Source organism: Rhodovulum sp. 12E13 (genome assembly GCF_003340565.1).
GTDB lineage: Bacteria > Pseudomonadota > Alphaproteobacteria > Rhodobacterales > Rhodobacteraceae > HLUCCA09.
Genome location: NZ_QPLK01000020.1, coordinates 16,896 through 36,434, shown reverse-complemented (window position 1 = coordinate 36,434; position 19,539 = coordinate 16,896). Strand labels below are relative to the sequence as shown.

Sequence of the window (19,539 nt, the reverse complement as noted above, 5' to 3'; positions counted from 1 at the left end):
GTCGGCCGGTCGAGAGCGTGACGCCGATCGACGGCGGCCGTGTCCGCCGAGCGGGGAGGCGCGCTCTTGCCCGAGGGCGGGCGGCGGGCGCGGCGACACACCCCCGTCCGCGATGCGGCCGGACCTGCCAGCATGCCAGACCTGCCAGCGTGCCACTGGCCGGGCGTGCCGAACGCTGGCGGCGATTGCGCCCGGTCGCGCGTATCGGTCCGGCCGGGGCGTGGCTCAGGCCGCCGCCACGCCTCTCGCGCCGGGGCGCCGACCCGACGCTGGGGAGGGCGCGGGGGCGTCGCCGGAGCAGCAGACGCGGTCGCGGCCTGCGCTCTTGGCCCGGTAGAGCGCCCGGTCGGCCCGCTCGATCAGCGTGTCGACGTCGGTCGGGCTGCCGCCGGGCGGCCCGGCATCGACGCAGGCGAGCCCGATCGACACGGTCGGCGCGACCGAGCCGCCGCCCGGCAGGGGCACGGGCAGGGCCGCGACGGCGCTGCGCAGCCGCTCGGCCACGGTGCGCGCCCCGTCGCGGCCTGTATCGGGCAGAACCGCGAGGAACTCCTCCCCCCCGATGCGGGCGAGCAGGTCGACGGCGCGCAGGCCGCGCTGCAGCCGGTCGGCTACCGCGCGCAGCACCGAGTCGCCGGCGGCGTGGCCGTGCGCGTCGTTCACCTGCTTGAAGTGGTCGAGGTCGAGCACGAGCGCGGCGAAGCCGCTGCCGCGCCGCGCCGCCCGTTCGGCCACGCGCCCGAGGTGCGACAGCGCGTAGCGGCGGTTGGGCAGGCCGGTGAGCGGGTCGGTCACGGCCATCTGCAGCCCCTCGCGCAGGCGCCGGCGCATCGCGTCGGCCGCCCGGGCCCGGCGCAGCTGCGTGGCCACGCGCAGCGCCATCTCCTCGGGCTCGGCCGGCTGCTCGAGCAGGTCGGACGCGCCGAGATCGAGGGCCATCGGCCCGAGCTGCGGCGCCCCCGCTCCCAGCACGACGAGGATCGCGGCGTGGCGCGTCGCGGGGCTCGCCCGCAGCTCCGAAAGCAGCATCAGGCCATCGCCGGGCGAGGCGAGGTCGGCCCCGAGCACGACCACCTCCGGCACGTCGTCGCCCGGATCGCGCGCGTCGTCCGCGGCGCCCGAGCGGGCGAGCCGCAGCGCCTCTGCCCGGGTCATGGCGTCGAAGCGGTGCGGCAGGCGGGGCGCGAGCGCGCGCTGCCAGCCGCGGGTCGTCAGGCGGTCGGGGCCGACGAGGGCGACGCGCGCGGGCGCCGCCGCGGCCTCGGCCCCGCCCCATTCGACGCGCGCCTGTGCCTCGCCGAAGCCGAGGGCGCGCCACGTGCCCTCGCGCAGCGCGAGTTCCTCGGCCAGCATTCGCGTGCGTAGCAGCGAGCGGACGCGGGCCGACAGAATCGCGTCGTCGACCGGCTTGGCGAGGTAGTCTTCCGCCCCGGCCCGCAGGGCGGCAAGGCGCGAGCGCGTGTCGGCTTGGGCGGTGACGACGACGACGGGGATCGCCGCGGTCTCGGCCTCGGCCTTGAGCGCCGCGAGCACCTCCAGCCCGTCCATCCCCGGCATGGCGAGGTCGAGCAGGATGAGATCGGGCCGCGCGCTGCGCGCAAGCTCGAGCGCGCGCGTTCCATCGGCCGCCTGGAGCACCTCGTAGCAGGCGATCGACAGCTTCGCCCTGAGCAGGATGCGGTTCGTCGCCACGTCGTCGACCACGAGTATTCTGCCGCCCATGCCAATGCCTCTCGTCGCGTTTCCGGTCGCCTGCCCGCCGCATGGCCTGCGCCTAAGGGGGTCCTTGCCCCGCGTCACTTTTCTTGTCAGTTGGTTAACAAATCCTTAGTCGTTGACCCTGGGGTAGTGGGATGCAGCAGGATCTTGCCGAGACGGTCGCCCTGCGCGCGCTCGCCTGGCTCGTGGCCGATGACGCGTTGCTGCCGGTCTTTCTCGGCTCCACCGGCGCGTCTGAGGCTGACCTAAGGGCGCGCGCCGGAGACCCAGAGTTTCTTGGCGCGACGCTCGACTTCCTGCTCCTCGACGACGCCTGGCTCGGGCGCTTCGCCGCCGAGGCAGACGTCGCGCCAGAGGACGTCGCCCGCGCCCGCGCGGCGCTGCCCGGCGGCGAAGCGCCGCACTGGACGTGAGCGTGCCGGCGGCCCCCGAACCCGGCGCCGAGGCGCGTGGCCTGCGCGGGCTGCTGTTCGACAAGGACGGCACGCTCTTCGGGTTCCAGGCGACGTGGGGCGGCTGGGCGGCCGACCTCGTGGAACGGCTGGCGGACGGCGAGAGCGGGGTGCGCGACGATCTCGCCGCGCGCATCCGGCTCGATCTCGACGCCCGCCTGTTCGACCCCGGCAGCCCCATCGTGGCCGGCACCGTCGACGAGGCGGTGGCGCTGATGCTGCCCGCCCTGCCGGGCTGGGAGTTCGGCGCCCTGCGCGCCCGCGTCATCGACGAAAGCCGCGCCATCGTGCCCGTCGAGGCGGTGCCGCTCGCGCCGCTCCTCTCCCGGCTCGGGCAGGCGGGCTACGCGCTCGGCATCGCCACGAACGACGCCGAGGAGGCCGCGCGCGCGCAGCTCGCCGGGCTGGGCCTCGGCGAGAGCTTTCCCTTCCTCGCCGGGGCCGACAGCGGCCACGGGGCCAAGCCGGGGCCGGGCCAGTGCCTCGCCTTCGCCGCCGAGACGGCGCTCGCGCCGGAAGAGGTGGCGATGATCGGCGACAGCACGCACGACCTGCACGCGGGGCGCGCGGCGGGCATGGTCTGCGTCGCGGTGCTGACCGGCACCGCCACGGCCGACGACCTCGCCCCCCATGCCGACGCGGTGCTGCCCGATATCGGCCACCTGCCCGGCTGGCTGGGCCTCTGAGCAGCCGCCGGCAGAGGTGGGGCCGCGGCCGCCTCCACGGGCTCGCGGCGTGCCGCATCGCCCGACTTTTCCGAAACCGACATCCCGCGTCGGAAAGCGGCATCCGCCCGGCCCTGCGGCTGCCAAGGTGACCCCGAGTTTGCCACGCTCCGGAAGGCCCGACATGTCCGACGCTCCCCGCCCCGCCGGCCGCTCCCGCCCGAACGACGATGCCGACGAGGCGCGGGGCGGGCGCCGCCGCCGGTCGGGCGGGCGCGCGGGCAACGCGCGCCGCATGTCGGCCGGCGCCATCGCGCAACGCCCCTGGCAACTGGTCGAGGCGAGCGACCCCTGGGTGGAGCCGCTGACGCAGGAGGGCGTGCAGGCGATCCACGATGGCGCCATGCGCATCCTCGAGGAGATCGGCATCGAGTTTCTCAACGACGAGGCGCTGGCGCTCTTCCGGCAGGCGGGCGCCACGGTCGAGGAGCGCAACGTGCGGATGGGCCGCGACTGGGTGATGGAGATGGTCGCCCGCGCGCCGGCCGAGTTCACCGTCACCCCCCGCAACCCCGAGCGCGCGCTGCGCATCGGCGGCCGCACCCTGCTGTTCGGCAACGTCTCCTCCCCGCCCAACTACTGGGACAGGCAGAACGGCAAGATGCCCGGCACGCGCGCGCAGTGCCGCGACCTGCTCAGGCTCACGCAGGCCTTCAACTGCATCCACTTCGCCGGCGGCTATCCGGTTGAGCCGGTCGACCTGCACCCGTCGACCCGCCATCTCGATGTCCTGTTCGACAAGCTGACGCTCTCCGACAAGGTGATGCACGCCTATTCGCTCGGGGCCGAGAGGGTCGACGACGTGATGGAGATGGTGCGCATCGCGGGCGGCCTGAGCCACGAGGCGTTCGAGGCGCAGCCCCGGATGTATACCAACATCAACTCCACCTCGCCGCTCAAGCACGACCAGCCGATGATCGACGGCTGCCTGCGCATGATCCGCCGCGGCCAGGCGGTGATGGTGACGCCCTTCACGCTGGCGGGCGCCATGGCGCCGGTCACGATGGCCGGCGCCGTGACCCAGTCGATCGCGGAGAGCCTCGCCGCGATCGCGCTGTTCCAGTGGGTGCGGCCCGGCTGCCCCTGCGTGATCGGCACCTTCACCTCGAACGTCGACATGAAGTCGGGCGCGCCGGCCTTCGGGACGCCGGAATACATGCGCGCCACCCAGATGACCGGGCAGATGGCGCGCTTCTACGGGCTGCCGATGCGGGCGAGCGGCAGCTGCGCGGCCAACGTCCCCGACGGGCAGGCGATGTGGGAGACGAGCCAGGCGCTCTGGTCGGCGGTGCAGTCCGGCGCGCACGTGATCTACCACGCCGCGGGCTGGCTCGAGGGCGGCCTGGTGGCCAGCCCCGCCAAGTTCGTGATGGATTGCGAGGTGATCCAGCAGATCCAGCGCTATTTCGATCCCGCCCTGGCCGCGACCGAAGAGGGCGACATCGCCCTCGAGGCCATCGCCGAGGTCGGCGCGCACGGGCACTTCTTCGGCACTGCGCACACCCAGGCCCGCTACGAGACGGCCTTCTACCAGCCGTTTCTCTCGGACTGGCGCAACTACGAGGCGTGGGAGGCGGGGGGCGCGCAGTGGACCGAGACGCGCGCCGACCGGATGTGGCGCGAGATCGTCGCCGCCTTCGAGCCGCCGCCGATGGACGCCGGCACCCGCGAGGCGTTGTCGGACTTCGTCGAGCGCCGCCGCGCCGAGGGCGGGGCGCCGACCGACTTCTGAGGCGTTGGGCCTTTGTTAAGCCCTCTGTCCTAGCGTTCCGCCTCGAACGGCAGGGGCCAGAGGCGATGCACGGACTGATCAATCGGTCGATCCAGCTCTTCATGCGCGACACCTATGGCGAGGAGCGGTGGCGCGCCGTCGCCCGTGCGGCCGGCATCGGGCCAGAGGGGTTTGAGCCCATGCTCGCGTACGACGATTCGGTGACCGACACGCTGCTGGCGATGGTCGCCACGCATCTCGACAAGCCAGAGGCGGCGGTGCTCGAGGATCTCGGCACCTACCTCGTCAGCCACGAGACGACACGCGGCGTGCGCCGCCTGTTGCGCTTCTCGGGCGAGAGCTTCGCCGATTTCCTCCACTCGCTCGACGATCTGCCCAGCCGGTCGCGGCTGGCCATGCCCGATCTCGATCTGCCCGAGCTCGAACTGCGGGAAGAGCAGGGAGGCCGGTTCCGCCTCTTCGTGCTGTCCACCCAGCGCGGCTGGGGATACGTGATGCTGGGCCTCCTGCGCGCCATGGCCGACGATTACGGCGCGCTGGTGATGATGGACATGGCGCCGGGGGCGAGCTCGGTTGCGGTGATCGAGATCGCGCTGCTCGACAGCGCCTACGCCGAGGGTCGCGCCTTTTCGCTCGCCGAGGGCGTCGCGCAAGAGGGTGTCGCACCGGCTGCCGGCAAGGCTTCCGCACGCACGCGCCAAGAGGGAGGGACACCGTGACCCTGCACACGCCCTCGCCCCTGCGCGCGCCCGGGGCGCGCTGCGCCGCGTCGGAGTGCCGGGGTGGCTGCGCCGCCGCGCTCGGCATCGACCGCGCCGCGCTCGACCGGCTGATGCCGCTTCACCTGATCGTGACCATGGAGGGCACGATCCTCCATGCCGGGCCGACCCTGCACAAGCTGCGGCCCGAGATCGAGCTGGTCGGTGCGCCTTTCCAGGCGCATTTCGACGTGCGACGCCCGCGCGAGGCCGATAGCGTCGCCGATCTCGCGCGCCTGACGGAAAGCCCCCTGCGGCTGCACCTGCGCGATCGCGATCGCACGGCCCTCAAGGGGCAGGCGGTGCCGCTGTCCTGCGGTCGGGCGATGCTGATCGACCTGTCCTTCGGAATCTCGGTGGTCGAGGCGGTGCGCCGCTTCCGGCTCACCTCGGCCGATTTCGGCGCGACCGACCTGACGGTGGAGATGCTGTTCCTCGTCGAGGCGCAGCGCGCCGCGCTGGAGGAGTCGAAGAAGCTGAATGGTCGCCTGCAATCGGCCCGCCTGGCCGCGGAGCAGGAGGCCGCGACCGACAAGCTGACGGGCGCCAAGAACCGCCGCGCGATGGATCACATGCTGATCCGGCTCTTGGGGCAGGGCACGCCCTTCGGGCTGATCCATGTCGATCTCGACGACTTCAAGGCGATCAACGATACCCATGGCCACCCGGCCGGCGACGCCGTGCTGCGCGAGGTCGCCCGCGTGCTGAAGGACGCGACGCGCGCGCGTGACATGGTCGCGCGGATCGGCGGGGACGAATTCGTGGTCGTCCTCCATGGCATGACGCATACCGCCCGCCTGTCTGATCTCGCCGAGCGGATCCTCGCGCGGTTCGACAGGCCGATCCGCCACGACGGGGCCGAGATCCCCGTCTCGGTCAGCCTCGGCATCGCGGCGAGCGCGCTCTACGACAGGCCCGAGGCCGAGACACTGCTGGCCGACGCCGACCGGGCCCTGTATGCCTCCAAGCGCGACGGGCGCGGTCGCTACAGCATCGCGCCCGGCAAACCGGGCTGACGCGGCAGCGGTCTGTCCGTCCGCTCGAGCAGGCCCGGCGACCGGCGATCTGATCGCCCGGTTGACCGATGGCCGCGCCATGCGCTGCACCCTTCGCGCTTTGCCGACGACGGTCGCTTGCCCAAGCGGCGTGCCTCGCCCATATCCAGGGTATGCTGAAGCTCACGCCGCTCCTGATGATGCTGGCCTACGGGTTGGTGATGTATCGCTTTTCCGTCTGGCGGACGAAGCGCGAGCTCGACGCGCGCTCCACCGAGCTGGCCGATGCCAGCCTGCGGCGGCTGACCGATCGGATGGCCGACGCGCTGGGTCTCGAGCGGATCCGCGTGCATATCTACGAGGTGGCGCCGGTCAACGGGCTCGCCGCGCCCGACGGGCGGATCTTCATCACACGCGGCTTCCACGACCGCTACAGGTCGGGCGATGTGTCGGCCGAGGAACTGGCGAGCGTGATCGCGCACGAGTTGGGCCACGTCGCGCTTGGCCATGCCCGGCGGCGGATGATCGACTTCTCGGGGCAGAATGCGATCCGTCTCGTGCTTGCCACCGTTCTCAACCGCGTCCTTCCCGGGCTCGGGGCCTGGATCGCGGGCGCACTCGCCTCCCTCCTGGCCGCACGCCTCTCCCGGCAGGACGAATACGAGGCCGATGCCTACGCCTCGGCGCTGCTGGTCAAGGCCGGCATAGGCACGGCACCGCAAAAGAGCCTCTTCGCCAAGCTCGAGTCGCTGGCCGGTGGCGGGAGCGGCGGCATGCCGGCCTGGCTGATGAGCCACCCCAAGACCGCCGACCGGATCCGCGCGATCGAGGCGCTCGAAGCACGGTGGCAGGTTCCGCGCCTGCCGAGCTGATCGATGTCGCCTGCCGCCCGGTCTCGTCCATGCCGAGCAGGCCCTGTCCGAGGCGCGCGCATTGTAGGTTCGCCCCCCTAAGTCGGTTCGCCCCCTAAGTCGGGACGGCGCTTGACCCGGCATATGGGCGGACAGCTCGAACCGGCTGGCGCCACGGCTGGGGACAGGCCGTCAGAACTCCTCCCATCCATCATCGAGCCCCGGCTCTTCGGGGGCGGCCTCGGCGACGGCGGTGGATGCGGCCGCTGCGCCGGCCGCTCTGCCGCTGCGCACCGCGGACGGGCGGGCGGTCTCTGCGGCAGCGTGCGGTGCGACGGGGGCATGGTCCTTTGCGGGGGCCGGCGCGGCCGGTGGTCGGGGCGTTTGCGGCGCGGCAGAGCCGACCCCGGTCGAGAATCGTGCGACGGTTCCGTTGAGGCTTTCGGCAAGCTGGGTGAGTGAATGGCTCGCGGCGGTCGTCTCCTCGAACATCGCGGCGTTCTGCTGGGTCGACTGATCGAGCTGGTTCACGGCCGTGTTGATCTCGGAGACCCCGGTCGATTGCTCGCGCGACGACGACGCGATGCCCGCCACGAGGTCGGAGATCTCGGTGACCGAGCTCACGATCTGCTCGAGCGCCGTGCCGGCACGGTTCACCAGGTCTACCCCGCGCTGGACCTGCGTGCCGCTCGAGGTGATCAGCTCGTTGATCTCGCGCGCGGCATCCGACGAGCGCTGGGCGAGCGCGCGCACCTCCGAGGCGACAACGGCGAAGCCGCGCCCGGCCTCGCCGGCCCGCGCGGCCTCGACGCCGGCGTTCAGCGCGAGCAGGTTGGTCTGGAAGGCGATGTCCTCGATCACGTCGATGATCTTCGCGATCTTGCCGGCCGAGTCCTCGATGGCCGACATCGCCGCGACCGCCTCGCGCACCACCTCGCCGCTCTGCACGGCGTGACCGCGTGCATCCGACACCACGTCGTTGGCGCGCTGGGCCCCCTCGGCGGCGGAACTGACCGAGGAGGTCAGCTGTTCGAGCGCGGCAGCGGTCTCTTCCAGCGTGGCGGCGGTGCGCTCGGTGCGCTGAGAGAGCGAATCGGCCGACGACGAGATCTCGGCTGCCTCCTTGCGCACGTTCGCCGCCATCTCGGAGACCGACCCCACGAGGCTGCACAGGCTGTCGATCGCCGAATTGAAGTCGGCGCGCAGCCCCTCGTAATCGGCGGCGAAGGCGGTCTCGATACGGGCGGTCAGGTCGCCCTCGCTGACCTTGCGCAGTGCCACGGAGAGGCTGTCGACGACGCGGCTCTGGCGCTGCTCGAGCGCCTCGCGCTGGGCCGTCGCCTCTTCGCGGGCGCGCTCGACCTCCGTCACGTCCTGGCCCATCGCGTAGATGCCCATGAGCCGGTGCTTGCGATCCATGATCGGCGCGAAGCTGCCATCGACGATCGCGGCGCTGCCATCGGCGCGGTGCAGGCCGACCCGGGCGAAAACCGACCGGCCGCCGCGCAGCTCGTCCATGGCGTTCGCCGGCAGGTCGAAGAGCTTGTCCAGCCGGCCTTCGCCAACGGGGGGCTCGCCGCCGTAGGCTGCGCGGAAGTGCGCGTTGGCTGCCAGCAGTAGGCCATCGGGGTCGAACTCGGCCTTGATCTGGTTGTTCTCGATCGCGTCGTTCAGCGCATAGGTCTTGCGACGCTGGGTCACGTCGGTCCACTCGACGACGCTGCCGATGTGGGCGCCCGTCTCGTCGGCGACCGAGCTGACCTTCAGCGCGATGCGGTTGTTGCCGAGCGCGATATCCTCCTCGAAGGGCAGGCGCGACGGGTCGTTGAGGATGGCCTCGATATGGGCGGAGCCCTTGTGGAAGGCCGAGATGTGCCGTCCGACAACGTCGTCGGGGTCGAACCCCTCGATGATCCGGGCGAAGCCCTCGGCATGCTCGGTGAAGAGCTTGTCGACCTGGGCGTTGACGTAGCGGATGGTCAGGTCTTCGTCGATCATCATCATCGCCGCCGACGACGCCTCGAAGGCGGCGGAGCGGAAGGCGTTGTCGCGCTTCTGTTGCTCGGCGGCGGCCAGTCCCTCGCGGAATTCGGCGAGGCGCGCGGCGATCGCCCCGATCTCGTCTCCCCGCCGCTGAGCCGGCAGGTCGCCATCGTAGTCGCCGCCCGCCACGCGCTCCATCGCGCCGGCGAGCGCCACGAGCGGGCGCGAGACGTGGCGGCGCAGGAAGAGCATCGCGGCGAGCGTGGCCAGTATGGTGACGGCGCCCGCCGCCGTGAGCTGCGCCAGCATCTGGCCGCGCGCCGCCGCGAGCGGTGCGGCGGTCGACCATTCCATCGCCACGGCGCCCGCGACCGAGTCGTTCTGCCCGAAGAGCGCGGGGACGGCGACCGACAGCCGGTCGTCCGAAATCGCCACCTCGCCCGCCTCGGCCGCGCTTCGGGCCAGCTCGCGCAGGGCGGGCGACACTGCGCCGCTCTCGGCGGCGGGGCCGTTCGCGAGAGAGTGGCCGAGGCCCGCGAGCGCCTGGCCGTCGGAGGCGGCGATGGAACTGGCGAGCAGATCCGCCAGCGCCTCCGGCTTGTCGAACTGCAGCGCGCCGCCGCTCTGGGTGGCGATGAGGCGCGTGACTTCAAGCGCCCGGGTCTCGACCGTCTCGATCACGGAGGCGCGCTTGGTGGCGCCCGACATGACCGTGAGCGTGGCGCCGACCGCGAGAATGCAGGCGACGACGACCGCGGCGCTGACGAGGAAGACGGACCGGCGAAGCCGGGGCGTGGACGGGGCGGACATCTCGACACCTTTCGGGACGGGAACGGAACGGTCGGGGCGCGCGCACGCGCGATCGGGCGATGCGCGTGCCCTTGGGCGGGCCGGGCATGCCCGGCCGTGGCCGGATTACATCAGCGCCTCGGCGTTGACCCCGACGGTCATCGCGCCGATCGCCTCGCCCGTCGCGGGGTCGGTGATCGTCAGCGAGATCTGGCCCTGGAAGGTCTGCGTGCTGTCGTCGAATTCCACCTCGCCGAAATGCACGGCGTCGGCGCCGACGGGATAGGTCTCGGAGTATTTCTCCTCGTCGCCCTGCCAGTAGTCGGATGTCACGTCGGAGGCGGCGACGTTGAGGCCGCGCGCGTCGAAGGCGAAGACCTCGGTGATCATTCCGCCCGATTCGGACACGCGGGCGCGCAGGAAGTCGGCCGCCGCGTTCTGCATCACCGGGTCTATCGTGGGGGTGGCGCCGCTGCCCACCTCGGACTGCCACGCCTGGTCGAGCGCGTCGATCTCGGACTGGGCGAGCCCGCCCGTGCGGGCGTTCTGCGCGGCGATTGCCGAGACGAGCACCGGGTCCTGGGCCCAGGAGCGCACCTGGGCGTCGAGGAAGGCCTGCATGGCCGGGGCGTAGTCGTTGGCCTGCGCTGCACCGGCGAGAAACGCGGCGGTGGCGGCGGCGAGGGCGAGCGGTTTCATGGCACCTCCTGAGACGGCGTTGACGGCCGACCGCGCGACACTCCCCGCGGCCGGACTGGACGGCCCCGTTCTAGTTGCCGTCTCCGAATCATCCGTTAAGGCGGGCCCGCCGCCTCGCGCGCACGGCATGTCCCCGGAGGGCGTGGCGGCGCGCGGCGCACTTTTCGCGGCGGGGGCGCTTTGCTTCCCGGTTGCCAGCCCATAGACACTGGGTGGGCAGGGGCCGCCGCCAGGCCCAGGCACAATGGGGATTGCACAGCCCTTGTCGCAGACCGACCCGACCCTCGCCCTGATCGCGGCGCTGCCCTTCATCGGCGCGCTGTTCCCGGGGCTAATGATCCGTGCCGGCCGCACCGCCTGCGCCGCCTCGGCCGCCGCGGCGACGCTCGCGGCGCTCATCCTGCTGCTCACGCGGGCGCCGGCGGTCATGGGCGGCACGATGATCGAGGCGCGGATCGGCTGGATGCCGCAGATCGGGCTCGAGGCGGCGCTCAGGCTCGACGGGCTGGGCCTGATGTTCGGGATCATGATCCTCGGCGTCGGCCTGCTCATCCAGCTCTACGCGCGCTGGTATCTCTCGCGCGCAGACCAGGCGGGGCAGTTCTACACCTACCTGATGCTGTTCCAGGGCGCGATGCTGGGCATCGTGCTGTCGGAGAACGTGCTGCTGCTGCTCGTGTTCTGGGAGCTCACGTCGCTCTCGTCGTTCCTGCTGATCGGCTACTGGCGGCACCTGCCCGAGGGGCGGCAGGGCGCGCGCATGGCTCTCACCGTCACCGGCCTAGGCGGTCTGGCGCTGATCGGGGGTATGCTCCTGCTCGCGCAGGCCGCCGGCAGCACCGAGCTGACCGAGATCCTGGCGCGGGGGGATCAGGTGAGGGAGTCGCCGCTCTACGTGCCGGCGCTGCTGCTCATCCTCGTGGGATGCTTCACCAAGTCGGCGCAGTTCCCCTTCCACTTCTGGCTACCGCACGCGATGGCCGCGCCCACGCCCGTGTCGGCCTACCTGCACTCGGCGACGATGGTGAAGGCGGGCATCTTCCTGATGGCGCGGCTCTGGCCGGTGCTCGCGGGCACCGAGATCTGGTTCTACCTCGTGGCCACGACGGGCCTCGTGACGATGGTGATCGGGGCCGCCATCGCGCTGTTCAAGGACGATCTCAAGGCGCTGCTCGCCTTTTCCACCGTCTCGCATCTCGGGCTCATCACGATGCTGCTCGGCTTCGGCACGGCCGATGCCGCCGGCGTGGCGATCCTGCACATCCTGATGCACGTCATGTTCAAGGCGGCGCTGTTCATGACCGCGGGCATCGTCGACCACGAGGCGCATACCCGCGACATCAAGCGGCTCGGGGGCCTTCTGTCGCTGATGCCGATCACCGCGGCCATCGCCATCGTCACGGCGCTGTCGATGGCGGGGATGATTCCGTTCAACGGCTTCATCTCGAAGGAGCTGATGCTCGAGGAGACCACGCATTTCGCCTGGGCGGGATCGGATCTCGCGCTGCCCGTCGCGGCGACGGTCGGCGCGCTGCTCTCGTTCGCATATTCGCTGCGCTTCATCGCGCATGTCTTTCTCGGGCCGGTGCGCGACGACTACCCCCACACGCCGCACGACCCGCCCTTCGGCATGTATGCCGCGCCGCTCCTGCTGGCGGTCGCCGTGATCGTGACCGGCCTGTTCTCGGACGCCACGCTCGGCGCGCTCCAGACCGCGGCGGCCGACGCGACGACGAACGGCGCCTTCGAGTATCACACGCTCAAGCTCTGGCACGGGGTGACGCCCGCGCTGATGATGTCGGGCGTCGCCGCGCTTGGCGGGTTGCTCGTGCTGGCCTTCCATGCCCCGCTAGCGCGGGGCTGGGCCGCGCGGGGGCCGTTCTTCGCCAAGGATGCCTTCGACTGGGGGATGGAGAAGGCGGCCGCCGCCGCGGCCGCGGCGACCGACAGGGCGCATGACGGCGCGATCACCCGTTACCTCGCCATCTTCGCCATCGCCACGCTCGCGGCCGGAGCGGGCGCGTTCGCCATCGGCAATCACGGGCCGGGGAGCCGCCCGCCCGTGCCCGTGACGACGGTCGACGCGGTGGGCTGGGCGCTCCTGGTCGCGGCGACGCTCTCGATGCTCGTTCTCTACCGCCAGCGGCTGCTGGTGCTGGTGCTGCTCGGCATCGTCGGGCTGATCGTGTCTCTGGCCTTCGTCCACCTCTCGGCGCCCGACCTCGCCATGACGCAGGTTTCGGTCGAAGTGGTCTCGATCATCCTTCTGCTGCTCGCCCTCAACTTCCTGCCTCAGACCGACCCCGAGCCCGATCCGCTGCCGCGCCGGCTGCGCGACGGCGCCATCGCCGCGGCCGTGGGCCTCGGCGTCGGCGTGCTGTCGTGGATGCTGATGACCCGCGATTTCGAGACGATCTCGGGCTATTACCTCGAGAATGCCAAGCCGGGCGGTGGCGGCACCAACGTCGTCAACGTGATCCTGGTCGACTTCCGCGGCTTCGACACGTTCGGCGAGATCATCGTGCTGGGGATCGCGGCGCTGGCGATCTTTGCCCTCGTCGAGGCGCTGCTCGACGGGCGCGCCTCGGCCCGGCTCGCCAACTGGCGGCCCGCGGCGCCGAGGGCGGCCGACAGGCACCCGATGATGATGGTCGTGGCGACGCGCCTGATGATGCCCATCTCGCTGACGGTGGGGGGCTACATCTTCCTTCGCGGGCACAACGAGCCCGGCGGCGGCTTCATCGCGGGGCTCGTCGTCGCCATCGCCCTGCTGATGCAATACATGGCGTCGGGCTTCGCCTGGGCACAGGAGCGCGTGCGCATCCCCTACCACACCTTCATCGGACTGGGTGTCCTGATCGCGGGGCTGACCGGCATCGGCGCGTGGTTCGCGGGCTACCCCTTCCTGACGTCGTGGTACGACTACTTCCATATCCCGCCGATCGAGGAGTTCGAGCTGGCCTCGGCCATGGCCTTCGATCTCGGCGTGTTCCTTACCGTCGTCGGCGCGGTCATGCTCGCGCTCTATTCGCTGAGCCGGATCGCGCGGCGCACGGGCGAAGAGGTGAACGTCGAGGCGATGGACTACGACCCCTCGGTCGAGGCGCCCACGGGGCGGCGCACCTGATGGAGGCGCTTCTGGCCTCCGCCATCGGCGTTCTGACGAGCGCGGGGATCTACCTGATCCTGCGCGTGCGCACCTTTCCCGTGGTGGTCGGCACGACGATGCTGTCCTATGCGGTCAACCTGTTCCTGTTCGCCTCGGGGCGCCTCGCGCTCGACCTGCCCCCGATCCTCAGCCCCGATCAGGCGGGCTATACCGACCCGCTGCCGCAGGCGCTGGTGCTGACCGCCATCGTCATCTCGTTCGGCATGACCGCGATCACCGTGATGATCGCCCTCGGCGCCTATCTCGAGAGCGGCAGCGACCGCTTCGACATCGCCGCGGCGCCCCGCCCGGGCGACCACGGCGCGCCGCAGGACATGAGGCTCTCGGCCGATTACGACCCGCGGCGCGAGCCGGGGCCGCAGGGTGAGGGCGGCGGGGATCCGCACGACACGGCGCCGGAGGGCCGGCGATGAGCCACCTGATCGTCCTCCCCGTGGTGTTGCCGGCGTTGCTCGCGCCGGTCATGGCGATGGCCATGCGCCACGACCTCGTGCTGCAGCGCACCTTCGGCCTCGCCGGGCAGGTCGCTCTGCTGGCGCTCGCCGTGGTGCTGGCCGTGCAAGCCTTCACGACCGGCGAGATCCATGTCTACGAGCTCGGCGCCTGGCCCGCGCCGTTCGGCATCGTGCTGGTGCTCGACCGCCTTTCGGCCACCATGCTGACCCTGTCGGCCCTGCTGGGCGTCATGGTCACCCTCTACGCCATCGGCTCGGGCTGGGACCGGCGCGGCTGGCATTTCCACGCGCTGTTCGCCTTCCAGATGATGGGGGTGAACGGGGCGTTCCTGACCGGCGACGCCTTCAACCTGTTCGTCTTCTTCGAGGTGCTGCTCATTGCCTCCTACGGGCTGGTGATCCATTCGGGCGGCGCGTTCCGGCTGCGGGCGGGCCTGCAATACGTGGTGATGAACCTGGCCGGCTCCACCCTCTTTCTCTTCGCGCTCGGCACGCTCTACGCGGTGCTCGGCACGCTCAACATGGCCGACATGGCGATCAAGGCGGCCGCGGTGGCGCCCGAGGATGCCGCGCTGCTCGCGGTGGGCGCGGTGCTGCTGCTCCTCGTCTTCGCGGTCAAGGCCGCGGCCTTCCCGGTGCAGTTCTGGCTGCCGGCGACCTACTCGGCCGCGCCCGCGCCGGTGGCGGCGCTCTTCGCCATCATGACCAAGGTCGGCGCCTACGCGATCATCCGTGTCTACACGCTGATCTTCGGCGAGGGCACGCCCGAGCTTTCGGCACTCGTCTCGGCCATGCTGCTGCCGGCGGCGCTGGTGACGCTCGTCGTGGGCGCGGTGGGGGTTCTCGGCTCCGCGCGGCTCGAGCGCGCGATCGCCTTTTCGGTGCTCGCCTCGATGGGGACGCTGCTGACCGCCATCGCGCTGTTCACGCCGGCGGGCCTGACGGCGGCACTCTACTACATGGTGCACTCCACCTTCGCCGGCGCCGCGCTGTTCCTCGTGGCCGACCTCGTGCGGCGGGGTCAGGAGGGGGGGAGGCGTCCACACGGGGTCACGGTGGCCTTCTACTTCGTCGCCGCCATCGCCATGGCCGGCATGCCGCCGCTCACGGGGTTTCTCGGCAAGGTCTTCGTGCTGCAGGCGGCGGCCCCGGCAGAGGGGGCGCCGGTGATCTGGGGGGTGATCCTCGTCACGTCTCTGGTGCTGATCGTGGGCTTCACCCGCCTCGGCTCGGCGCTCTTCTGGAAGACGGCGCCGGTGCCGGATGGAGATCCGCCCGACGCCGGCGGCGGCCTCGCGCTGCCGGGCGGGCTCGCCGCCGCGGCCGCAGCGCTGCCAGTGGCCGCCCTGGCGCTGATGACGCTGGCCTCCGGCCCCGTGGCCGAGGCGATGGACCGAACGGCGGCGCAGCTCATCGACCGGCCGACCTATATCCGCGCGGTGCTCGACCCGGCCGAGCCCTCCGCCGAGGGCCTCAGGCGCGGCGGTGGTGCCCACGATCGCGGTGCAGACGATCCCGTCGCACCGGGCAGGGGCGCCGCGCCCGAAGAGGAGGCCGAGTGATGCTGCGCCGGATCTTCCCCCACCCGCAACTGACCCTGATGCTGACGGGCGTGTGGCTCCTGCTCGTCAACACCGTCTCGGCGGGTAACCTGCTCCTCGGCCTCGTGTTCGGCCTCGCGATCCCGGTCATCACGCAGCCCTTCTGGCAGAAGCGACCGGTGATCAAGCGCCCCCTCAGGGTCGTGGAATACATCGCCCTGGTGACCTGGGACATCGTGATGGCCAACGTCGTGGTGGCCTACACGATCCTGTTCAAGTCGAACGCGCGCACGCGCTCGGCCTGGGTGCGCGTGCCGCTCGACCTGACATCGCCGGAGGCGATCACCCTGCTGGCAGGGACGATCACGATGACGCCCGGCACCGTCGCGTCGGTGCTGTCGGCCGACGCCTCGTCGATCCTCGTGCATTGCCTCGACACCGACGACCCCGAGGCCGTGCGCGACGAGATCAAGCATCGCTACGAACGCCGGCTCAAGGAGATCTTCGAATGATCCAGGCCGCCCTGACCTTCGCCGTCACCTGCTTCGCGCTCGCGCTGGTGTTCAATCTATGGCACCTCGCCCGGGCGCCCGGCGTCGTCGACCGCATCCTCGCGCTCGACACCATGGTGATCAATGCCATCGCCCTGCTCAATCTCTACGGGATCAGCCAGGGCACGCCGGTCTATTTCGAGGTGTCGATGCTGATCGCCATGGTCGGGTTCGTCTCGACCGTCGCCTATTGCCGCTTCATCCTGCGCGGCAACATCATCGAGTGAGGAGAGACCCATGCTCGAGGACACGACCCTGATCGCCGAGATCGTCGTCTCGGTCCTGCTGGTTGTGGCGGGGGTGTTCGGCCTCGTCGGCTCGCTGGGGCTGGTCAAGCTCGATGACACGATGCGGCGGCTCCACGCGCCGACCAAGGCGACGACCCTGGGGATCGGCGGGGTGCTGATCGCCTCGATGATCTATTCGGCCGTGTTCCTCGACCGGCTGTCGTTCCACGAACTGCTGATCACGGTCTTCCTGTTCCTGACTGCGCCGATCACCGCGAACTTCATCGCGAAATCCTACATGCACCGCCATGTCGACGAGGGTGACCTGCCGCCCACCGAGGGCCCCTACGGCTGGGCCGTGTACGACGCGGTCCCCGAAGACGAGCGGCCGATCGACACGAAGTGACCGCCCGCAGGCGGGAAAGGTCAGGACCGGGGGGCCAGCCCCCCGGACCCCCCGGGATATTTCGGGCAAGAAGAAGCAGGGCCCGGGCGACGGCGACCACGGCTGGAGCGACGGGCGCCGCGCGCAGGCGAGGGATCGCCGGGCGGGCGGGCCGTCGTTCGAAGAACGCGGTCCGCGCCGCCCGGACCGTGGAGGGCGGCGTCAGGCGGCGGCGCGGTGTCCCAGGACGCGGGCCATCGTCTCGCCCATGACCGAGGGGTTGGGCGCCACCGTGATCCCGGCATCCTCGAGGATCACGACCTTTTCCTGCGCGCTCTCGCCGAATGCCGAGACGATCGCGCCGGCATGGCCCATCTGCCGGCCCTTTGGCGCCGAGAGTCCGGCGACGAAGGCGACGACCGGCTTGGTCATGTGCTCCTTGACGTAGGCCGCGGCCACGGCCTCCTGCGGGCCGCCGATCTCGCCGATCATGAACACCGCGTCGGTCTCGGGATCGGCCTCGAACAGCTCCAGGATGTCGCGGAACGACGAGCCGTTGATCGGGTCGCCGCCGATGCCCACGGAGGTGGAGACGCCGAGGCCCAGAGCCTGCATCTGGCTCGCCGCCTCGTAGCCCAGCGTGCCCGAGCGGCCCACGATGCCGACGCGCCCCTCCTTGTAGATGTGCGGCGGCATGATGCCCATGAAGCCGCGCCCGGGCGAGATGACGCCGGCGCAGTTAGGCCCGATCAGGCGCATCTTGCGCTCGCGCGGATAGCGGCGGAGAAACCGCTTGACGCGCATCATGTCCTGCGCGGGGATGCCGTCGGTCACGCAGACGGCGGTGCGGATGCCGGCGTCGGCCGCCTCCATCATGGCGTCGGCGGCGAAGGGCGGCGGCACGAAGAGGAGCGAGGCCTCCGCGCCCGTCTCCCCGACCGCCTGGCGCACGGTGTCGAAGACGGGGCGGCCGAGCACCTCGGTGCCGCCCTTGCCGGGCGTCACGCCGCCCACGACCCGGGTGCCGTACTCGATCATTTCCTGCGCGTGGAACCGGCCGATGCGGCCCGACATGCCCTGCACGATGACGGGGGTGGTCTCGTCGATGATGATGGCCATGGCTGTGTCTCTCCCCTCAGGCGGCGACCGGCTCGCGCGCCGCGACCGCGCGGTCGGCGGCCTCGGCCAGCGTGTCGGCGGTGACGAGCGGCAGGCCGCTCTCGCGGACGATCCTCCGCCCTTCCTCGACGTTGGTGCCCGACAGGCGCACCACGACGGGCACCTTCAGGTCGAGCGTGCGACAGGCCTGCACCACGCCTTCCGCCACCCAGTCGCAGCGGTTGATGCCGGCGAAGATGTTGACGAGTATCACCTTCACCTTCGGGTCGGTCAGCACGGTGCGGAACGCCTGGCAGACCCGCTCCGGCGAGGCGCCGCCGCCGATGTCGAGGAAGTTGGCAGGCGCGCCGCCGGCGATCTTGATCATGTCCATCGTCGCCATGGCGAGGCCGGCGCCGTTGATGATGCAGCCGATGTCGCCGTCGAGGCCGACATAGGCCAGCCCGTGGTCGTGGGCGTAGCTCTCGCGCGGATCTTCCTGCGCCCTGTCGCGCAGGGCCGCGACCTCGCGGCGGCGGAACAGCGCGTTGGTGTCGAAGCTCATCTTGGCGTCGAGCGCGATCAGGTCGCCCGCGCCGGTAACGACGAGAGGGTTGATCTCGACCATCGTGGCGTCGAGGTCCCGGTAGGCGCGGTAGCAGGCGCGCACGACCTGCACCATCTGCGCCACCTGCGGGCCGGTCAGGCCGAGCGCGAAGGCGAGCTCGCGCGCCTGGTACTCGACGAGGCCGGTGGCGGGGTCGATGACCATCCGCACGAGGCTGTCCGGGTCGGTCTCGGCGAGGTCCTCGATCTCCATCCCGCCGTGGCGGGAGGCGACGATCATGATCCGCTCCGACTTCCGGTCGAGCACGAAGCCAAGATACATCTCCTGCGCAATGTCGGTCGCGGCCTCGACCCAGAGCCGATCCACGGAGCGGCCCCGCTCGCCGGTCTGGCGCGTCACCAGCGTCCGCCCGAGCAGCGCGGCGGCAAACTCGCGCGCTGCGTCGGGGCTCTTGCAGACCCTTACGCCGCCCGCCTCGCCGCGGCCGCCCGAGTGGATCTGTGCCTTGACCACGCAGGGGCCGCCGCCGAGCTCGCGGGCGCGATACTCGGCCTGCTCGGGGCTCCAGGCGAGCGCGCCGGGCGGCACCGGCACGCCGAACCGGGCGAGGATCTCCTTGGCCTGGTGTTCGTGAATGTCCATGTGCGTCCTCCTTCGGATGCGTGGGGCGGGGGCGCGCCGCGCCCGCAGGCGACACGCCGCCACGAGCGCGACGCCGGGGCTGCGCGGGGAAAGGCGTTTCGAAACGCCTTCCCGCCCTGTCCCGGCGGCGTGCGGGCGGCCCGGGTCGCGCGCACCGGCGCCGCGCGCGGCTCGCCGCAGGGCCGGTGCGCGTGGCAGGG

The 19,539-nt window shown here is 71.4% G+C and carries 16 protein-coding genes and 1 pseudogene; 12 read left to right on the top strand and 5 right to left on the bottom strand.

Translation table 11 applies throughout. The features are described from left to right. Positions 1 to 225: 225 nt before the first annotated feature. Positions 226 to 1,722: a diguanylate cyclase gene (locus DLJ49_RS15890; protein WP_115394539.1), complete on the bottom strand. Its 1,497-nt coding sequence runs from the start codon at positions 1,720 to 1,722 to the stop codon at positions 226 to 228. Between the two features lie 131 nt (positions 1,723 to 1,853). On the opposite strand from DLJ49_RS15890, the gene DLJ49_RS15885 reads away from it, so the two are divergent. From DLJ49_RS15885 to DLJ49_RS15860, 6 genes are all read left to right on the top strand, one after another. Then, complete coding sequence (locus DLJ49_RS15885) at positions 1,854 to 2,132, top strand: DUF3572 domain-containing protein (protein WP_115394538.1); 279 nt, start codon at positions 1,854 to 1,856, stop codon at positions 2,130 to 2,132. Then, positions 2,129 to 2,857: an HAD family hydrolase gene (locus DLJ49_RS15880; protein WP_233489101.1), complete on the top strand. Its 729-nt coding sequence runs from the start codon at positions 2,129 to 2,131 to the stop codon at positions 2,855 to 2,857. Before DLJ49_RS15885 ends, DLJ49_RS15880 begins: the two co-directional genes overlap by 4 nt. Positions 2,858 to 3,020: 163 nt before the next feature. Beyond that, complete coding sequence (locus DLJ49_RS15875; RefSeq protein ID WP_115394537.1) at positions 3,021 to 4,628, top strand: trimethylamine methyltransferase family protein; 1,608 nt, start codon at positions 3,021 to 3,023, stop codon at positions 4,626 to 4,628. 65 nt (positions 4,629 to 4,693) lie between these two features. Further along, positions 4,694 to 5,347 (top strand): heme NO-binding domain-containing protein, encoded by a 654-nt coding sequence (locus DLJ49_RS15870; protein ID WP_115394536.1) that lies wholly within the window; start codon positions 4,694 to 4,696, stop codon positions 5,345 to 5,347. Further along, entirely contained in the window at positions 5,344 to 6,402 is a 1,059-nt protein-coding gene (locus DLJ49_RS15865) for a GGDEF domain-containing protein (protein ID WP_233489100.1), read from the top strand. Before DLJ49_RS15870 ends, DLJ49_RS15865 begins: the two co-directional genes overlap by 4 nt. 152 nt (positions 6,403 to 6,554) lie before the next feature. After that, a complete protein-coding gene (locus tag DLJ49_RS15860) occupies positions 6,555 to 7,253 on the top strand; it encodes a M48 family metallopeptidase (RefSeq protein WP_115394535.1) in 699 nt (232 codons plus the stop codon). 171 nt (positions 7,254 to 7,424) lie between these two features. On the opposite strand, the gene DLJ49_RS15855 is transcribed toward DLJ49_RS15860, so the two are convergent. Further along, positions 7,425 to 10,025, bottom strand: a complete 2,601-nt coding sequence (locus DLJ49_RS15855) for a methyl-accepting chemotaxis protein (protein ID WP_115394534.1) — start codon at positions 10,023 to 10,025, stop codon at positions 7,425 to 7,427. 105 nt (positions 10,026 to 10,130) lie between these two features. After that, on the bottom strand, positions 10,131 to 10,703 hold the full coding sequence (locus DLJ49_RS15850; protein ID WP_115394533.1) for a hypothetical protein: 573 nt from the start codon (positions 10,701 to 10,703) through the stop codon (positions 10,131 to 10,133). A gap of 262 nt (positions 10,704 to 10,965) precedes the next feature. Here DLJ49_RS15850 and DLJ49_RS15845 point away from each other — a divergent pair, with 262 nt between their 5' ends. The 6 genes and pseudogenes from DLJ49_RS15845 to DLJ49_RS15820 all read left to right on the top strand — a co-directional run bounded on the left by DLJ49_RS15845 (position 10,966) and on the right by DLJ49_RS15820 (position 17,052). Then, complete coding sequence (locus DLJ49_RS15845) at positions 10,966 to 13,830, top strand: monovalent cation/H+ antiporter subunit A (protein WP_255566695.1); 2,865 nt, start codon at positions 10,966 to 10,968, stop codon at positions 13,828 to 13,830. Continuing rightward, positions 13,830 to 14,141 (top strand): annotated as a pseudogene (locus DLJ49_RS15840) (Na+/H+ antiporter subunit C); the annotation flags it as partial. The gene DLJ49_RS15845 and the pseudogene DLJ49_RS15840, both read left to right, overlap by 1 nt. Positions 14,142 to 14,281: 140 nt before the next feature. Further along, positions 14,282 to 15,889 carry a monovalent cation/H+ antiporter subunit D gene (locus DLJ49_RS15835; protein WP_115394530.1) on the top strand — a complete coding sequence of 536 codons (1,608 nt, stop codon included), beginning with the start codon at positions 14,282 to 14,284 and terminating at the stop codon, positions 15,887 to 15,889. Next, positions 15,889 to 16,380, top strand: coding sequence for a Na+/H+ antiporter subunit E (locus DLJ49_RS15830; protein ID WP_115394529.1), 492 nt, complete (start codon positions 15,889 to 15,891; stop codon positions 16,378 to 16,380). Before DLJ49_RS15835 ends, DLJ49_RS15830 begins: the two co-directional genes overlap by 1 nt. Further along, entirely contained in the window at positions 16,377 to 16,646 is a 270-nt protein-coding gene (locus tag DLJ49_RS15825; RefSeq protein WP_115394528.1) for a K+/H+ antiporter subunit F, read from the top strand. The genes DLJ49_RS15830 and DLJ49_RS15825 overlap by 4 nt, the downstream gene beginning before the upstream one ends. A gap of 10 nt (positions 16,647 to 16,656) precedes the next feature. Beyond that, a complete protein-coding gene (locus DLJ49_RS15820) occupies positions 16,657 to 17,052 on the top strand; it encodes a Na+/H+ antiporter subunit G (RefSeq protein ID WP_115394527.1) in 396 nt (131 codons plus the stop codon). A gap of 201 nt (positions 17,053 to 17,253) precedes the next feature. Here DLJ49_RS15820 and sucD read toward each other — a convergent pair whose 3' ends face one another. Together sucD and DLJ49_RS15810 are read right to left on the bottom strand one after the other, a co-directional pair. Beyond that, entirely contained in the window at positions 17,254 to 18,150 is an 897-nt protein-coding gene (gene sucD / locus DLJ49_RS15815) for a succinate--CoA ligase subunit alpha (RefSeq protein WP_115394526.1), read from the bottom strand. Between the two features lie 16 nt (positions 18,151 to 18,166). Beyond that, the gene (locus DLJ49_RS15810) at positions 18,167 to 19,339 is read right to left on the bottom strand and encodes a malate--CoA ligase subunit beta (RefSeq protein ID WP_115394525.1); all 1,173 of its coding nucleotides are present in this window, start codon (positions 19,337 to 19,339) and stop codon (positions 18,167 to 18,169) included. Between the last annotated feature and the right edge of the window lie 200 nt (positions 19,340 to 19,539).